The following is a 15698-nucleotide window of genomic DNA, read 5'->3' as shown; positions in this document are numbered from 1 at the left end:
ACTGAGCTTACTTCTTGAGACTTTGCAATTTAGCGAAGGCACTGGCCATGGCCGAGCCTTGTGCCGCTTGTGGCGGTGCGGTGTAGCCACCGCCACCACGCGCCCGGTTGTCTCTGCCTGCATGTTCAAAGCGGTTGTCGCGTGTCCCATCGCGTCGTGCAGGTGCGGCATCCAGCTTCATGGTCAGGCTGATGCGCTTGCGGGCCACATCCACTTCCAGCACCTTGACTTTGATGATGTCACCCGTTTTGACCACTTCACGCGCATCGCTGATGAACTTGTTGCTGAGTTGGCTCACATGGATCAGGCCATCTTGGTGAACACCCAAGTCCACGAAGGCGCCAAACGCCGCCACGTTGCTGACTGTGCCTTCGAGCACCATGTCGACCTTGAGGTCTTTGATGTCTTCCACCCCGTCTTGGAGCTTGGCTACTTTGAAGTCGGGGCGCGGGTCACGACCTGGTTTTTCCAGCTCGCTCAAGATGTCTTTGACGGTGATCACCCCCACCGTGTCGTTGGCAAACAGCTCTGGCTTCAAGGTTTTGAGCATGTCGGCACGGCCCATCAGCTCGTTCACGGGTTTGCCGGTTTGCGCCATGATGCGCTCGACCACCGGATAGGTTTCGGGGTGAACCGCGGTCATGTCCAGGGGGTTGTCGCCGCCACGGATGCGCAGAAAACCTGCGCTTTGCTCAAAGGTTTTGGCACCCAAGCCGGTGACTTTGAGCAGTTGTTGTCGGTTGGCAAACGCACCGTTGGCTTCGCGCCAGCGCACCACGGCTTTGGCGGTGGTGGTGGACAGGCCCGACACGCGGGTCAGCAGCGGCACGCTGGCGGTGTTGAGGTCCACGCCCACCGCGTTCACGCAGTCTTCCACCACCGCCTCCAAGGTGCGCGCCAGCTCGCTTTGGTTCACATCGTGCTGGTACTGGCCTACACCAATCGACTTGGGGTCGATCTTGACCAGCTCGGCCAATGGGTCTTGTAAGCGCCGCGCAATGCTGGCGGCACCCCGCAGGCTCACGTCCACATCGGGCATTTCTTGGCTGGCAAATTCACTGGCGCTGTAGACCGAGGCCCCGGCTTCGCTGACCACCACTTTGTCGATGGTTTTGGCGGCATCGTGCCGGGCCATGAGTTTGATCAACTCGCCTGCTAGTTTGTCGGTCTCGCGGCTGGCCGTGCCGTTGCCAATGGCGATCAGGTTGACGCCGTGTTTCTCGCACAACTTGGCCAGGGTGTAGAGCGACCCGTCCCAGTCTTTGCGCGGTTCGTGGGGGTACACGGTGGCGGTTTCCACCAGCTTGCCGGTGGCATCGACCACGGCCACTTTCACGCCGGTGCGGATGCCGGGATCCAAACCCATCACCACGCGCGGGCCAGCGGGCGCGGCCAGCAACAGGTCGCGCAGGTTGTCGGCAAACACCTTGATGGCCACCTGTTCTGCGTCTTCACGCAGGCGGGTGAACAAGTCACGCTCGGTGGACAGGCTGAGCTTGACGCGCCAAGTCCAAGCCACGCATTTACGAATCAAGTCATCGGATGGGCGGGCTTGGTGGCTCCAGCCCAGGTGGATGGCGATCTTGCCCTCGGCCAAACTCGGTTTGCCAGGCTCGGGCTCCACGGGCAGGACCAGTTTGGCATCCAGCATTTCCAGAGCGCGGCCACGAAAGACGGCCAGGGCCCGGTGCGAGGGCACGCGGCCAATGGGCTCGTCGTAGTCAAAGTAGTCGCGGAACTTGGCCACATCGGGGTTGTTTTCGTCTTTGCCCGTGGCCAATTTGCTGCGAAACAGACCCTCGCTCCACAACCACTCGCGCAAGGCTTGCACCAAGCCGGCGTCTTCTGCCCAGCGCTCACTCAGAATGTCACGCACGCCGTCCAAAACCGCAGCCACGGTAGAAAAGTCGGCCCCTTCGATCTTGCCTGCCGGCAACACAAAAGCCTCGGCTTCGGTGCTGGGGGTCAACTCAGGGTTGGCAAACAGCTTGTCAGCCAAAGGTTCGAGCCCTGCCTCTTTGGCGATCATGCCTTTGGTGCGGCGTTTGGGCTTGAACGGCAAGTACAGGTCTTCCAGTTCTTGCTTGGTGGGCGCCCCTTCAATGGCTGCGCGAAGTTCAGGGGTGAGCTTGCCTTGGTCCTCAATGCTTTTGAGCACAGTGGCTCGGCGGTCTTCAAGTTCACGCAAATAGCTCAAACGTGCGTCGAGTTCACGCAGTTGGATGTCGTCCAAGCCCCCTGTCACCTCTTTGCGGTAACGGGCAATGAAGGGCACGGTGGCGCCACCATCCAGCAGTTCAACAGCGGCCTTGACTTGCGATTCCGAGACTTTGATTTCGGCAGCAATCTGCCGGGTTATTTTTTGCATTTTTAGGAGATCAATTCTTCAAAGCGGGCGAGTTTGCCACATGCGGCAACGCACAGACAGCGGTTAAATTTTGCTTAAGACTTAACTTCTTTTTAAGTGAAATTCGGTTTAGTATTTGATAAATCTGTCGATATCAACAATATCAAAAGATAAATCGATATATTTAACAAAATGTCTACCGCTACCCAAGCACTCTTTGGCCGCGCTTTGGTTTTCTTGACCGTCATGTCGTTGTCGGGCTGTTACACCATTGCCTCGACCGAGTATGCAGACTTTGCCGCGCAATCCCCGGACAAGCGTGTGATGAACAGCGTCAATCTGAGTTGGGAGATTCGGCCCGATGCGGCCGAGTATTGCGCGCAGATATCCGGCAAACGGGGGGCTGGCATGGCCACACCTGCTGTGGCGTGTGCCACTTGGTCCGCAGAGTCCAAGCGCTGCACCATCATCACCACGCCCAACCCCAACCACGTGGTGATTGGCCATGAAGTGCGCCATTGCTTTGAAGGTCACTTCCACTGAGTTTTGTGGACAGATTGCCAGCGCTCAAGCGCGTAACTGCGTTCGCAGTTGTTGGCCCACATCAGGCCGTGCGGCAAACGGGTCCGGCGGTTGGCCTTGCGACACGATGGCTTGCATGCGCAATTGCACATTGCCCAACGCGTGGGGATGGCTGTAGATGTAGAACTGCTCGGTCGCCACGGCGTCAAAGACCTTTTGTGCCACCTCTGCCGCACTGACTTTGCCGCTGTCTACCGCCTTATCCAGCATGGCTTGGCTGATGCGCTGGCTGGACGTGATTGGTGCTGTCTGCAATGCATCGGGTCGATTGCGTTGACTTTGACTGATGCCTGTGGGCACAAAGTACGGGCACAAAACACTGGCACTGACCTGCTCAGACACCAGCTGAAGGTCTTGGTACAAGGTTTCCGTCAAGGCCACCACCGCGTGTTTGCTCACGTTGTAAACCCCCATGTTGGGTGGTGTGAGCAAGCCAGCCATGCTGGCCGTGTTGACGATGTGACCTTGGTAAAGCGGATCTTGCTTGGCGGCTTGCAACATCATGGGGGTGAACAAACGCACACCGTGGATCACGCCCCACAGGTTGACGCCAAGCACCCATTGCCAATCGGCCAGTGAGTTCTCCCACACCAAACCGCCAGAGCCAACCCCTGCGTTGTTGAAGACCAAATGCGGTGCGCCCAATTGGGTGTACACGTCGTGCGCCAAAGTTTGCATTTGGTCGGCGTTGGAGACATCAACACAACGTGCAATCACCGTCACCCCGGTGGCCGTGAGTTCTGCAACGGCCGCATCGAGCGCGTCACGTTGCACATCGACCAACACCAGATTCATGCCCAATTTGGCCCCGAGTCGGGCGCACGCCAAGCCAAAGCCAGATCCTGCGCCGGTCAAAACGGCTGTTTTGCCTGCAAAGTTTGAAATCATGCGGTGCAGCCTTTAAACCAGCTGGACCAGTTGTTTGCCAAAATTCTTGCCCTTGAGCAAACCCAGAAAGGCTTGTGGCGCAGCTGCCAAGCCTTGCGCCACGGATTCACGAGGGCGTAACTGACCACTGCCGACCAAGTGGCCCAACTCCTTGAGCGCTTCGGGCCACACCTCCATGTGTTCGCTGACGATGAAGCCTTGGATCTTCAAGCGGTTGACCAAAATCAGCGCAGGATGGGTCATGGGCAAGGGGGCGCCGTCGTAGCCCGCGATCATGCCGCACAGGGCGATGCGCGCGAAAGCGTTGGTGCGCAGCATCACGGCATCGAGCACCATGCCACCCACGTTTTCGAAGTGACCGTCAATGCCGTTGGGGCAGGCTTGCCGCAAGGCTTTGGACAAAGACAGATAGTCACTGTGCTGCTTGTAGTCCACACAAGCATCAAAGCCCAAGCTGTTGACCACGTAGTCGCATTTCTCTTGACCGCCTGCAATGCCCACCACACGGCAACCGCGCGCTTTGGCGAGCGCCCCATAAGCGCTGCCGACGGCACCGCTGGCCGCACTCACGGTAACGGTTTCGCCTGCTTGAGGCTCAATGACCTTGACCAAGCCATACCAAGCGGTGACCCCAGGCATGCCGACGGCCCCCAGGTAGTGGCTCAGCGGCACATGGGTGGTGTCGACTCGGCGCAGCATGCCAGGGGCATGGCCATCGACCACGCTGTAGAGTTGCCACCCTCCCATGCCCACCACCTGATCACCAGGCTTGAACTTGGGGTGGCGGCTCTCCACCACCTCACCGGCGGTGCCACCAATCATCACCGCACCCAACGGCTGCGGTGCAGCGTAGCTCTTGCTGTCGTTCATGCGCCCTCGCATGTAAGGGTCCAAGCTGAGGTAGTGGTGGCGCACCAAGACCTGGCCTTCTTCAAGCGCTGGCGTTTCACAACTGACGAGTCTGAAGTTGTCAACCGTGGCTTGGCCTTGTGGCCGGTTGTCAAGCAAAAAAGATTGGTTCAGCGGCATGGCACATCCTGGCTTGTGGGTTCAATCGGTGGAGATATCGGAGACCGGATGGCTGGGGTCTGGCGCTTTGGGCACGTATTTGAAAGTGCCTGTGGCGTGCGCACAAACTTGACCTTGCGCGTCATACACCGTGCCTTCGGTGAACGCCATGCTGCGCGACCGGTGGATCAGACGCCCCTTGCTGGTCAACACGCCACGCGCAGGCTGCATGAAGGTGGTTTTCATTTCAACCGTGACCACGCCAGATGTCCTCTCCACACTGCGTGCGGCTGTGGCCAGGGTCACATCCAGTAGCGTCATCAATGCGCCACCGTGGGTGACATTGAATGAATTCATGTGTTCGGGCTCGGGCTCAAAGCGCAGCTCGGATTGTCCGTCGTCGAAGAAGACCATCTCGAAACCCAAGTGGTCGACAAACGGAATGTAGGCACCAAAACTTTCTTGCATGGCTTGTTCCTTGATTAAAAAGCGTCTTCAGGCATGTTGGCACAGGTCATGTCACGTTGTGCGACAACTTGTAGCCAGGCACTGATTTTCGGTAGTTCGTAGCGAAAGAAAAATTGAGCCGCTGTGCGACGGCCCAAATTTTCGGACCCGGCACCTTGGCTGACCCGTTCGACCTCAAGCCACATCCATGACAGCACCATGTGTCCAAACGCTTGCAGATAAGGCACGGCGTTTGCCAGGGCCTGAGTTGGCGTACCCTCTTGCCAAGCCATGTCTGTGGCACGTTGCACGTGTTGCAGCGCATCGGTCAATGCGTGGGCATGGTCTGCGATGTGACCGGCTTGATCGGTTTGTTGCAGGGCCTGCGCCACCGTGGCATGAATGCGCTGTGTCAGCAAGGTCATGCCCTGCCCGTCTTCCATGCGCACTTTGCGTCCCAGCAAGTCCATCCCCTGGATGCCGTGTGTGCCTTCGTGGATCATGTTCAAGCGGTTGTCGCGCCAGTACTGCTCCACCGGGTAGTCACGGGTGTAGCCATAGCCGCCATGCACCTGAATGGCCAGTGAGTTGGCCTCCAAGCACCACTCGCTGGGCCAGCTCTTGGCGATGGGCGTGAGCACTTCGAGCAACAAACGCGCTTCGTTGGCGGCTGTGGCCTCGCCCGTGCGTTGCTCGTCCACCAAGCGCGCGCAATACATGGCCAGGGCCAAGGCACCCTCGCCATAGGCCTTTTGGGCCAGCAGCATGCGCTTGACATCAGCGTGTTCAATGATGCGAATTTGTGCCGATGCTGGGTCTTTGCCCGCAGCGGTCATGGCGCGTCCTTGCGGGCGTGCTTTGGCATAGTCGAGTGAGGCGTAATAGCCCGCCAACCCCAGCATGGTGGCCGCCATGCCGACCCCAATGCGTGCCTCGTTCATCATGTGGAACATGCAGCGCAGGCCCTCGCCGGGTTGGCCCACCAAATAGCCGATGGCACCCGCTTGTCCTTGCGCATCTGGGTATTTGCCTTCGCCAAAATTGAGCAAGGTATTGACAGTGCCACGCCAGCCGCATTTGTGGTTTAGGCCAGCCAAGGCCACGTCATTGCGTTGGCCCGTGAGCTTGCCTTGTGCATCCACCCGGTGCTTAGGCACCACAAACAAGGAAATGCCTTTGACCCCGGGAATTGGCATGCCGTCAGGCCCGGGAATCTTGGCCAAGACCAGGTGGACGATGTTCTCGGTCAGTTCGTGGTCGCCGGTTGAGATCCACATCTTGTGACCCTTGAGCCGATAGCGCGAGCCCAGTGGATCGCTGGCAAAGTCTTCGCCATCGGGTATGGCGCGGGTGGTGATATCGCTCAATGACGAGCCCGCTTGCGGTTCAGACAAACACATGGTGCCGCTCCAGCGGCCTGAGAATTCATGGTGCGCAAACACCTGCTTTTGTGTCTCGCTGCCATAAGCCATCAGCAAGTTGGCGTTGCCTACGGTCAACATGCCACCGCCAATGCTCACCGACGCACACGCAAAAAATGCATTGGCCGCAGACTCGACCACATAGGGCAGTTGCATGCCGCCAATGTCATAGTCTTGCGCGGCGCTCAGCATGCCCGAAGCCGCATAGGCTGCATGGGCATCGTGGGTGGCTTGCGGCAGGATCACGCGTTCGCCATCGAACTGCGGTTCTTGCGTGTCGATGGTGCGGTTGTACGGCGCAAATTTGTCGCGTGCGATGCGCTCGCAGGTGTCGAGCACCGCATCAAAAGTTTCTCTTGAATGGTCTGCGAAACGTGAACGTTGATTCAGTGCCTCGGCTTGGAGCCAGTCGTACAGCAAAAAATCAACGGTGTCTCGCAGCGCCATTTACAGCACTTCAAAAATACCCGCAGCGCCCATGCCGCCGCCAATGCACATGGTCACTGCCACGCGCTTGGCACCACGGCGTTTGCCTTCGATCAAGGCATGTCCTGTCAGGCGTTGACCGCTCATGCCGTAGGGGTGTCCTACGGCAATCGCACCACCGTTGACATTGAGGCGATCGTTGGGAATGCCCAGTTTGTCGCGGCAGTACAGCACTTGCACCGCAAAGGCTTCGTTGAGTTCCCACAGGTCAATGTCATTCACAGTCAGCCCTAAACGCTTGAGCACTTTGGGTACGGCAAAGACAGGGCCAATGCCCATCTCATCGGGCTCGCAGCCTGCCACTGCAAAGCCGAGGAACCGACCCAGGGGTTTCAAACCACGCTTGCTGGCCAGCTCTTCGCTCATCACCACACAGGCTCCTGCCCCGTCGGAGAACTGGCTGGCATTGCCTGCCGTGATCAAACCGCCTGGCATGGCCGATTTCAAGCCGCTGATGGCTTCAACCGTGGTGCCTTCACGCATGCCTTCATCACGGCTGACCGTGACTTGTTGGGTCATCAAGCCCATCACTTTGTCGACCACGCCCGCTTTCACGGTGATGGCTGCAATCTCTTCGTCGAACTTGCCTGCTGCCGCTGCAGCGCAGGCTTTTTGCTGGCTGGCTGCGCCGTACTCATCCATGGCTTCACGGCTGATGTTGTAACGCTTGGCTACGTTTTCAGCGGTTTGCAACATGTTCCAGTAAATCTCAGGCTTGATCTTGTTGAGGTTGGGGTCGATGAACATGTGCATGTTCATTTCTTGCTGCACGCACGAAATGCTTTCCACGCCGCCTGCCACATACACATCGCCTTCACCGGTGATGATGCGTTGTGCCGCCAAGGCGATGGTTTGCAAACCCGACGAGCAAAAGCGGTTCACCGTGATGCCGCTCACGCTCACGGGCAAGCCACCCGCCAAACCGCATTGGCGGGCAATGTTCCAGCCTGTGGCGCCTTCGGGGTTGGCGCAGCCCATGATGACGTCTTCCACTTCAGCGGCATCAATGCCAGCACGCGCGACGGCGTGCTGAATGGCGTGTCCACCGAGCGTGGCGCCGTGGGTCATGTTGAAAGCACCTTTCCAGCTTTTGGTCAGCGGGGTGCGGGCGGTTGAAACGATGACAGCGTTGGTCATAGGAATTCCTTAAATGGGGTTCAGTTGAAGGTCTTGCCTTCGGCGGCGAGACGGGCCAACAAAGGTGCTGGTTTCCAGAACTCGGCGTCATCGAGGGGGTTGGCGGCAAAACGATGCATGGCTTGCACCACATTGAACAAGCCCATTTGATCAGCGTAGAGCATGGGGCCGCCACGGTAGATCGGAAATCCATAACCCGTGATGTACACCATGTCGATGTCGCTGGCCTTGGCGGCAATGCCTTCTTCCAAGATGTGTGCAGCTTCGTTGACGAGTGAATACACCAGGCGTTGCACGATTTCTTCGTCGCTGATTTTGCGTGCTGTGATGCCCAAAGAAGCACGGTGTTGAACCACCATGGCCTCCACCTCTTTGTTCGGTATGGCGTCACGCTTGCCGACTTGGTAGTCGTACCAGCCCTTGCCCACTTTTTGGCCAAAGCGCCCCATCTCGCACAACAAGTCGGCGGTTTTGCTGTACTTCATTTGGGGCTTTTCAACATAGCGGCGTTTGCGGATGGCCCAGCCGATGTCGTTGCCTGCCAAGTCGCCCATGCGGAACGGTCCCATGGCAAAGCCAAATTTCTCAACCGCTTTGTCCACCTGCTGTGGGGTACAGCCCTCTTCCAGCAAGAAACCGGCTTGACGGCCATATTGCTCAATCATGCGGTTGCCAATGAAGCCGTCGCACACGCCCGACACCACGGCGGTTTTTTTGATCTTCTTGGCCACAGCCATGACTGTGGCCAGCACGTCTTTGGCGGTTTTTTCTCCGCGCACGACTTCGAGCAACTTCATCACATTGGCGGGGCTGAAAAAGTGCATGCCCACCACGTCTTGGGGGCGCTGGGTGAAGTTGGCAATGGCGTTGACGTCCAAGGTCGAGGTGTTGGAGGCCAGAACAGCGCCAGGCTTCATCACGGCATCGAGCTGTTTGAACACGGCTTCTTTGACGCCCATCTCTTCAAACACGGCCTCAATCACCAAGTCGGCATCTTTCAAATCGTTGTAGCTCAGCGTGGTGCTGAGCAAGGCCATGCGCTGGGCGTATTTGTCTTCTTTGAGCTTGCCTTTTTTGACTTGCGCTTCGTAATTTTTCTGGATCGTGGCAATGCCACGGTCCAGGGCCTCTTGCTTGGTTTCCAGCAGCTTGACCGGCAAGCCTGCATTGAGAAAGTTCATCGCAATGCCGCCGCCCATGGTGCCGGCCCCAATGATGGCCACCGACTGGATGTTGCGCACCGGGGTGGTGTCGGGCACATCGGCAATTTTGGAAGCCGCGCGTTGGGCGGTGAACAAGTGACGCAAGGCACGGCACTCGGGCGTCCACATCAGGTTGATGAAAAGCTCGCGCTCGTAGGTCATGCCATCGGCAAATTTTTTCTTGGTGGCGGCTTCTACGGCGTCCACACACTTGGGTGGTGCGGGGTAGTTTTTGGCCATGCCTTTGACCATGTTGCGGGCGAACTGAAAGTAGGCATCGCCTTGCGGGTGCTTGCAGGGCAAATCGCGCACTTTGGGCAAGGGGCGCACATCGGCCATTTGACGGGCCAAGGTCAAGGCTTCGTCCATCAGTGACTCAGGAGAAGCCGCCATTTGATCGAACAGTTTTTGACCGGGTAGCATGGCCAGCATCTCGCTCTTGATGGCTTCGCCGCTGACGATCATGTTCAACGCGGGCTCTACGCCCAAGGCACGGGGCAGGCGTTGGGTGCCACCAGCGCCTGGAATCAAACCAATCTTGACCTCAGGCAAGGCGATGTTGGCACCTGGTGCCGCGATGCGGTAGTGGCAACCCAAGGCCAGCTCCAAACCACCACCCATGGCCACGCTGTGCACCGCAGCGACCACAGGCTTGCTGCTGTTTTCTAAAACAGAGATAACGCTCAACAAATTGGGCTCTTGAATCGCCTTGGGCGTGCCGAATTCACGGATGTCGGCACCGCCAGAAAACGCCTTGCCGTGGCCGGTGACCACCAAAGCCTTCACCGCAGGATCCGCCAGTGCCTGTTCAACGCCCGCCACGATGGCTTGGCGGGTGGACAAGCCCAAACCGTTGACCGGTGGGTTGTTGAGCGTGATCACGGCCACGTCGCCATGAACTTTGTAGTCTGCACTCATGCGATTTCCTTGTTGGAACAATGAAAGGACAATAAAAAGAACGATCGTTCTTTTTTGATTCTAGATCAAACTTCTAACCATTCCTTGCGGGTGTAAACGTCATCGCGCAGCGCCTGGGGCGTGCCTGAAAACACAATGCGCCCATGACCCATGACGAGCACCCGGTCCGAGATGTCCATGGCGATGGTGAGCTTTTGTTCAATCAGCAACACCGAGATGCCGCGTGCTTTGAGGGTTTGCAAATACTGCCCCACCAACTCAACGATCTTAGGCGCCAGGCCCTCGGTGGGTTCGTCAATGATGATCAGGTCGGGGTCACCCATCAGGGTGCGGCATAAGGTGAGCATTTGCTGTTCGCCGCCCGAGAGCACGCCCGCTTCGGTGTGCTCACGCTCTTTCAAGCGCGGGAACATGGCGTACATGTCGTCAAACGACCAGCGGCTGCCCTGCCCGTTGCCCTTCTGTCCAAGCAGTAGGTTTTGTTGCACCGTGAGCTTGGGGAAAATGTCGCGGTTCTCTGGCACATAGCCAATGCCCAGATGGGCAATTTGGTAAGGCTTTTTCTGCGCAATGTGTTGGTCGTTCCATAGCACCGTGCCTTGGCAATCGACCAGGCCCATGATGGCGCGTGCTGTGGTGGAGCGGCCAGAGCCGTTGCGCCCGAGCAAGGCCACAATTTCTCCGGCTTGTACTTCAAAAGACACACCATGTAAGACATGGCTTTTGCCGTAAAACGCGTGAAGGTTGTCGATCTTGAGCATCACATGTTCTCGCGTGTGTCAGGCCGCCGCTTGGTGTTCGGCCACGGCCGAGCCCAGATAAGCCTCTTGCACCCGTGCGTTGGCACGCACGGCCTCGGGGGTGTCAAAAGCAATCACTTCGCCGTAGACCACCACCGCAATTTTGTCGGCCAGTCCAAACACCACGCCCATGTCGTGTTCGACGGTGAGCAGTGTTTTGCCCTCGGTCACTTCGCGAATCAGCTGAATGAAGCGCTTGGTCTCGCTCTTGCTCATGCCTGCCGTGGGTTCGTCCAGCAAGATCACGTCCGAGCCGCCTGCGATGGTGATGCCGATCTCCAGCGCGCGTTGTTCGGCATAGGTGAGGTTGATGGCCAACACGTCGCGTTTTTTGTCCAACCGGATGCGCGCCATCAGCTGTTCAGCGCGCTCGTTGGCGTCATCCAGATTGGCGAGGAACTTCAAGAAGGTGTACTTGTAGCCCAAGGTCCACAACACGGCGCAACGCAAGTTTTCAAACACGCTGAGCTTGGGAAAGATGTTGGTGATTTGAAAGCTGCGTGACAAACCCAGTCGGTTGATCTCGAACGGTTTCTTGCCATCGATGCGGTGGGCGCCTAACCAAATTTCACCGCTGGTCGGCTCAAGCCGTCCACTGATGAGGTTGAACAAGGTGGATTTGCCAGCGCCATTGGGGCCAATGATGGCCACACGCTCGCCCGCTTGGACTTCCAGATCAACGCCGCGGATGATTTCGGTTTTGCCAAAGTTTTTGCGCACGTCTTTGAGTTGCAAGGCAATCACAGGGCCTCCCGACGTTTGATTTCTTTCTCAATGAAGGCCTGTGTCTCGTCCCAATCGTTCACGTACTGGCGACGCGCCAGTTCAAACAGGCCCAAACCGGTGAGCATGACAAAGGCCGCGCCAAACCAGCTACCCAGGGATTGGGCATCGAGCACCACGCCCGCAAAGTGCAGTTCGGGTCCTTGGGAGGTGTTGAGTTGCAGGTGGTAGATCATCTCGATCATGGCCGCCGCGCCAGCCAGGCCTAGCAATGCCGTGATGCCCAAGCCCACATAAGCCACCCACAGTTGACGCAAACGGCCAAATGCGGCCAAGCGCAGGTTCATCATGACCAAGCTGGCGATGCCGCCAGGGGCGTACATCACCATGAACAAAAAAGTCAGACCGAGGTAGAGCAACCAAGCTTTGGTGAACTCCGACAGCAGCACAAAAGCCAACACCATCAGGATGGCACCGATGATGGGACCAAAGAAAAAGGTGGCGCCACCTAAAAAGGTGAACAGCAAATAGGCGCCTGAGCGGCCAGAGCCCACCACTTCGGCCGTGACAATTTCAAAGTTGACCGACGCCAAACCGCCTGCGATGCCGGCAAAAAAACCCGCGATGATGAAAGAGAAATAACGCACATACTGGGTGTTGTAGCCAATGAACTCAACCCGCTCTGGGTTGTCGCGCACCGCGTTCAAGATGCGCCCCAGCGGCGTACGGGTGAAGGCATACATCAGGGCCACGCACACCAGCGTGTAGGCCGCCGTGAGGTAATACACCTGAATGGCGGGCCCGTAGGTGATGCCCCATACCGCCTGCCCCACCACGCGGTTGCCCGCCACGCCAGCTTCGCCACCGAAAAATTCAGAAAACATCAGCGACATGGCAAACACCAATTCGGCCAATCCCAAGGTGATCATGGCAAAGGTGGTGCCTGACTTGCGCGTGGTCACAAAACCAAACAGCACGGCGAAACACATGCCGCCTAAACCCCCAACCAAAGGCACCAAACTGACGGGAATGGCCAATGCCCCGCTGCTCGCGGCATTGAGCGCGTGCATGGCGGTGTAGGCACCCAGGCCTGTGTACACCGCATGGCCAAAGCTCAACATGCCACCTTGTCCCAGCAGCATGTTGTAGGACAGACATGCCACCATGGCGATACCCATTTGCGACAACATGGTGACCGACAAGTTGCTCGAAAACACGCGTGGCGCTAACAGCAGCACCAAGATGAAGGCGCCCCAAATCAGCCAGCGCGCCACGTTGTAGGGCTTGAATACGTAATGGGTGTTGGATGCACGCATGGCTCAGCTCTCCCGTGTGCCCAAGAGCCCTTTGGGGCGGAAGATCAAGATCAGTACCAAAAACAAATACGGCAAGATGGGCGCGACCTGAGACAAGGTGAGTTTGAGCACCGAGTTGTCGCGCATGGCGCTGCTCACCTGCAGCCCCAGGTTTTGTAGCAGCAGCAAGACCGAATAGTCAAACGCCACCGCAAAGGTTTGCACCACGCCAATCAACAGCGAGGCCAAAAAAGCCCCGGCCAACGAGCCCATGCCACCGACCACCACCACCACAAAAATCACCGATCCCACCGTGGCCGCCATGGCCGGTTCGGTGACAAACGTGCTGCCGCCAATCACCCCGGCCAGGCCTGCCAGGCCCGTGCCTACACCAAACACCATCATGAAGACACGTGGCACGTTGTGACCCAGTGACTCCACGGCCTCTGGATGCGTGAGTGCCGCCTGAATGACCAGCCCCACGCGGGTACGGGTGAGCAGAGCCCACAAGCCGACCATCATCAACAAAGCCACCAGCATCATGAAGCCGCGTGTGGCGGGAAACGGCGAACAGACCACGCGCACCGCGGCATCGCTGGCGTTGCACAGCTCGGGGGCGGCGGCCCCCCATACCAGCGACAAACCATGCAAGGAGTTTTGAATCAGTGTGAATGCAGGCCCCTGCAACTGAGGCGGAGGCACAAACTCCAAAGCCGTCCGGCCCCAGACCAATTGCACCAACTCAAGCACGATGTAGGACAAACCGAAGGTCACCAGCAGTTCTGGCACGTGACCAAATTTGTGAACTCGGCGCAGACTCAGACGCTCGAAAATGGCACCCAATGCGCCGGTCAGCAAAGGCGCGATGAACAAGGCGGCCCAAAACCCCAGTACGCCGTTGAGCGAATAGCCCAGATAAGCCCCCACCATGTAAAAGCTGGCATGGGCGAAATTGAGCACGCCCATCATGCTGAAAATCAAGGTCAACCCAGAGCTGAGCATGAACAACAACAGACCATAGCTCAAACCATTGAGCATGGAGATCAAGAAAAACTCCATCAATTACCTTGTCTTTGCCGCATCTTAAAAATCAAGGCGGTGTGTTGGAGGCACACCGCCTTGCACCTTATCCCCACGCTTAGCTTGGGCGTTTCATTTGGCAACTGGTGGGTGTGCTGGCCACATAGGGCTCAAAGGTTTTGACGGGCGCCAAGGTCATGCCTGTGTTCTCTGGGCTATAAGGGTATTTTTTGTCGGCTTTTTGCCAGACCGTCAAGAACAAAGTCTGTTGAATTTGGTGGTCGGTTTTACGCAACTCGATCTCGCCGTTGAAGCTGTTGGTTTTCAAGCCTTCCAAAGCAGCAGCCACTTTGACCGGATCGGTTGATTTGGCATTTTTCATGGCGATGGACAACGCGGTGAAGATGTGCGGCACCGAGCCGGTGAACATGTCGTCGTTGTAGCGTTTCTTGAAGTCGGCCATCCACTTCTCCATGGGGCCACCCATGTTGTAGTGTTGGTAAGCAATTTGGTAGACGCGCCCCGCACCACCCGTGCTCAAGGCTGTGGGCGTGCCAGTGACGCCGGTGTAGTAGGTGTAGAACTTGCCGTTGTAACCGCCTTCGTTGGCAGCTTTGACCAGCAAGGCCAAATCAGAGCCCCAGTTGCCCGTGATCACTGTGTCGGCCCCAGAGGCTTTGATCTTGGCAATGTAGGGCGAGAAGTCACGCACCTGGGCCAGCGGATGCAGGTCTTCGCCCACCACTTGAATGTCAGGACGCTTGCGGCTGAGGTTTTCTTTCGCAAACTTGGCCACTTGTTGGCCGTGCGAGTAATTTTGGTTCAGCAGGTAGACCTTCTTGATGTCGGGCTGGTCTTTCATGAAGGTGGTCATGGCCTCCATCTTCATCGAGGTATCCGCATCAAAGCGGAAGTGCCAATAGCTGCACTTGCTGTTGGTGAAATCGGGGTCCACCGCGGCGTAGTTCAAAAACAGCACCTCTTTGCCAGGGTTGCGCTCGTTGTGTTTGTTGACGGCATCGATCAACGCCCCCGCCACAGAAGATCCGTTGCCTTGCGCGATGTAGCGAATGCCTTGGTCCATCGCTGCTTTCAGCGCATTCAAACTCTCGGCGGGGCTGAGCTTGTTGTCAAAGCCCACCACCTCGTACTTCACGCCCGCGGCATTGCTCTTGGTGAAGGTGTCGGCAAAGAATTGAAAGCTTCGGAGTTGGTTCAAACCCAAGGGTCCCATCAACCCGCTTTGCGGGTCAATCAGCGCAATCTTCACCGTTTCGCCGCTTTGCGCAAATGCCGCACTCCCGACTGCGGCCAGGATAGCCAGGCTCACCAGTTGTTGTTTGAACTTCATGTCTGTCTCCTTTGGATTTCTATTGACATTCAAGCGTAACGACTTTGGTGACACCCACGTTCAGGGATTGCCC

Annotated in this window: 13 protein-coding genes; 1 reads left to right on the top strand and 12 read right to left on the bottom strand. The window is 57.6% G+C overall.

Features of this window, described 5'->3' with window-relative positions:
• Positions 1-7: 7 nt before the first annotated feature.
• Positions 8-2368 (bottom strand): Tex family protein, encoded by a 2361-nt coding sequence (locus B9Z41_RS03280; RefSeq protein ID WP_100144919.1) that lies wholly within the window; start codon positions 2366-2368, stop codon positions 8-10.
• 171 nt (positions 2369-2539) lie between these two features.
• On the opposite strand from B9Z41_RS03280, the gene B9Z41_RS03275 reads away from it, so the two are divergent.
• Complete coding sequence (locus B9Z41_RS03275; protein WP_100144917.1) at positions 2540-2890, top strand: hypothetical protein; 351 nt, start codon at positions 2540-2542, stop codon at positions 2888-2890.
• A 24-nt stretch (positions 2891-2914) separates the two neighbouring features.
• On the opposite strand, the gene B9Z41_RS03270 is transcribed toward B9Z41_RS03275, so the two are convergent.
• From B9Z41_RS03270 to B9Z41_RS03220, 11 genes are all read right to left on the bottom strand, one after another.
• Positions 2915-3817: an SDR family oxidoreductase gene (locus B9Z41_RS03270; protein WP_100144915.1), complete on the bottom strand. Its 903-nt coding sequence runs from the start codon at positions 3815-3817 to the stop codon at positions 2915-2917.
• Positions 3818-3829: 12 nt separating this feature from the next.
• Positions 3830-4846, bottom strand: coding sequence for an NADP-dependent oxidoreductase (locus B9Z41_RS03265; RefSeq protein WP_100144913.1), 1017 nt, complete (start codon positions 4844-4846; stop codon positions 3830-3832).
• A 21-nt stretch (positions 4847-4867) separates the two neighbouring features.
• Positions 4868-5293, bottom strand: a complete 426-nt coding sequence (locus B9Z41_RS03260) for a PaaI family thioesterase (protein ID WP_100144911.1) — start codon at positions 5291-5293, stop codon at positions 4868-4870.
• Between the two features lie 14 nt (positions 5294-5307).
• Positions 5308-7140, bottom strand: a complete 1833-nt coding sequence (locus B9Z41_RS03255) for an acyl-CoA dehydrogenase (protein WP_100144909.1) — start codon at positions 7138-7140, stop codon at positions 5308-5310.
• Positions 7141-8316 carry an acetyl-CoA C-acyltransferase gene (locus B9Z41_RS03250; protein WP_100144907.1) on the bottom strand — a complete coding sequence of 392 codons (1176 nt, stop codon included), beginning with the start codon at positions 8314-8316 and terminating at the stop codon, positions 7141-7143. It abuts the gene before it with no gap.
• A gap of 20 nt (positions 8317-8336) precedes the next feature.
• On the bottom strand, positions 8337-10436 hold the full coding sequence (locus B9Z41_RS03245; protein ID WP_100144905.1) for a 3-hydroxyacyl-CoA dehydrogenase NAD-binding domain-containing protein: 2100 nt from the start codon (positions 10434-10436) through the stop codon (positions 8337-8339).
• Between the two features lie 65 nt (positions 10437-10501).
• Positions 10502-11197 carry an ABC transporter ATP-binding protein gene (locus tag B9Z41_RS03240; RefSeq protein ID WP_100144903.1) on the bottom strand — a complete coding sequence of 232 codons (696 nt, stop codon included), beginning with the start codon at positions 11195-11197 and terminating at the stop codon, positions 10502-10504.
• Between the two features lie 18 nt (positions 11198-11215).
• Positions 11216-11980, bottom strand: coding sequence for an ABC transporter ATP-binding protein (locus B9Z41_RS03235; RefSeq protein WP_100144901.1), 765 nt, complete (start codon positions 11978-11980; stop codon positions 11216-11218).
• Positions 11977-13275, bottom strand: coding sequence for a branched-chain amino acid ABC transporter permease (locus B9Z41_RS03230; RefSeq protein WP_100144899.1), 1299 nt, complete (start codon positions 13273-13275; stop codon positions 11977-11979). The genes B9Z41_RS03235 and B9Z41_RS03230 overlap by 4 nt, the downstream gene beginning before the upstream one ends.
• Before the next feature lie 3 nt (positions 13276-13278).
• Positions 13279-14313 carry a branched-chain amino acid ABC transporter permease gene (locus B9Z41_RS03225; RefSeq protein ID WP_100144897.1) on the bottom strand — a complete coding sequence of 345 codons (1035 nt, stop codon included), beginning with the start codon at positions 14311-14313 and terminating at the stop codon, positions 13279-13281.
• 79 nt (positions 14314-14392) lie between these two features.
• Positions 14393-15625, bottom strand: coding sequence for a branched-chain amino acid ABC transporter substrate-binding protein (locus B9Z41_RS03220; protein ID WP_100144895.1), 1233 nt, complete (start codon positions 15623-15625; stop codon positions 14393-14395).
• Positions 15626-15698: the final 73 nt, after the last annotated feature.

Source organism: Limnohabitans sp. JirII-31 (assembly GCF_002778315.1).
In the GTDB taxonomy this organism is placed as follows: domain Bacteria; phylum Pseudomonadota; class Gammaproteobacteria; order Burkholderiales; family Burkholderiaceae_C; genus Limnohabitans.
Note: the sequence above shows the minus strand (reverse complement) of the source record. Positions and strands in the feature narration are given on the sequence as shown.

Bases quoted from the DNA above. Each gene is read 5' to 3' on its own strand.
- B9Z41_RS03280 (WP_100144919.1), bottom strand. From the start codon at position 2,368: ATGCAAAAAATAACCCGGCAGATTGCTGCCGAAATCAAAGTCTCGGAA.
- B9Z41_RS03275 (WP_100144917.1), top strand. From the start codon at position 2,540: ATGTCTACCGCTACCCAAGCACTCTTTGGCCGCGCTTTGGTTTTCTTG.
- B9Z41_RS03270 (WP_100144915.1), bottom strand. From the start codon at position 3,817: ATGATTTCAAACTTTGCAGGCAAAACAGCCGTTTTGACCGGCGCAGGA.
- B9Z41_RS03265 (WP_100144913.1), bottom strand. From the start codon at position 4,846: ATGCCGCTGAACCAATCTTTTTTGCTTGACAACCGGCCACAAGGCCAA.
- B9Z41_RS03260 (WP_100144911.1), bottom strand. From the start codon at position 5,293: ATGCAAGAAAGTTTTGGTGCCTACATTCCGTTTGTCGACCACTTGGGT.
- B9Z41_RS03255 (WP_100144909.1), bottom strand. From the start codon at position 7,140: ATGGCGCTGCGAGACACCGTTGATTTTTTGCTGTACGACTGGCTCCAA.
- B9Z41_RS03250 (WP_100144907.1), bottom strand. From the start codon at position 8,316: ATGACCAACGCTGTCATCGTTTCAACCGCCCGCACCCCGCTGACCAAA.
- B9Z41_RS03245 (WP_100144905.1), bottom strand. From the start codon at position 10,436: ATGAGTGCAGACTACAAAGTTCATGGCGACGTGGCCGTGATCACGCTC.
- B9Z41_RS03240 (WP_100144903.1), bottom strand. From the start codon at position 11,197: ATGCTCAAGATCGACAACCTTCACGCGTTTTACGGCAAAAGCCATGTC.
- B9Z41_RS03230 (WP_100144899.1), bottom strand. From the start codon at position 13,275: ATGCGTGCATCCAACACCCATTACGTATTCAAGCCCTACAACGTGGCG.
- B9Z41_RS03225 (WP_100144897.1), bottom strand. From the start codon at position 14,313: ATGGAGTTTTTCTTGATCTCCATGCTCAATGGTTTGAGCTATGGTCTG.
- B9Z41_RS03220 (WP_100144895.1), bottom strand. From the start codon at position 15,625: ATGAAGTTCAAACAACAACTGGTGAGCCTGGCTATCCTGGCCGCAGTC.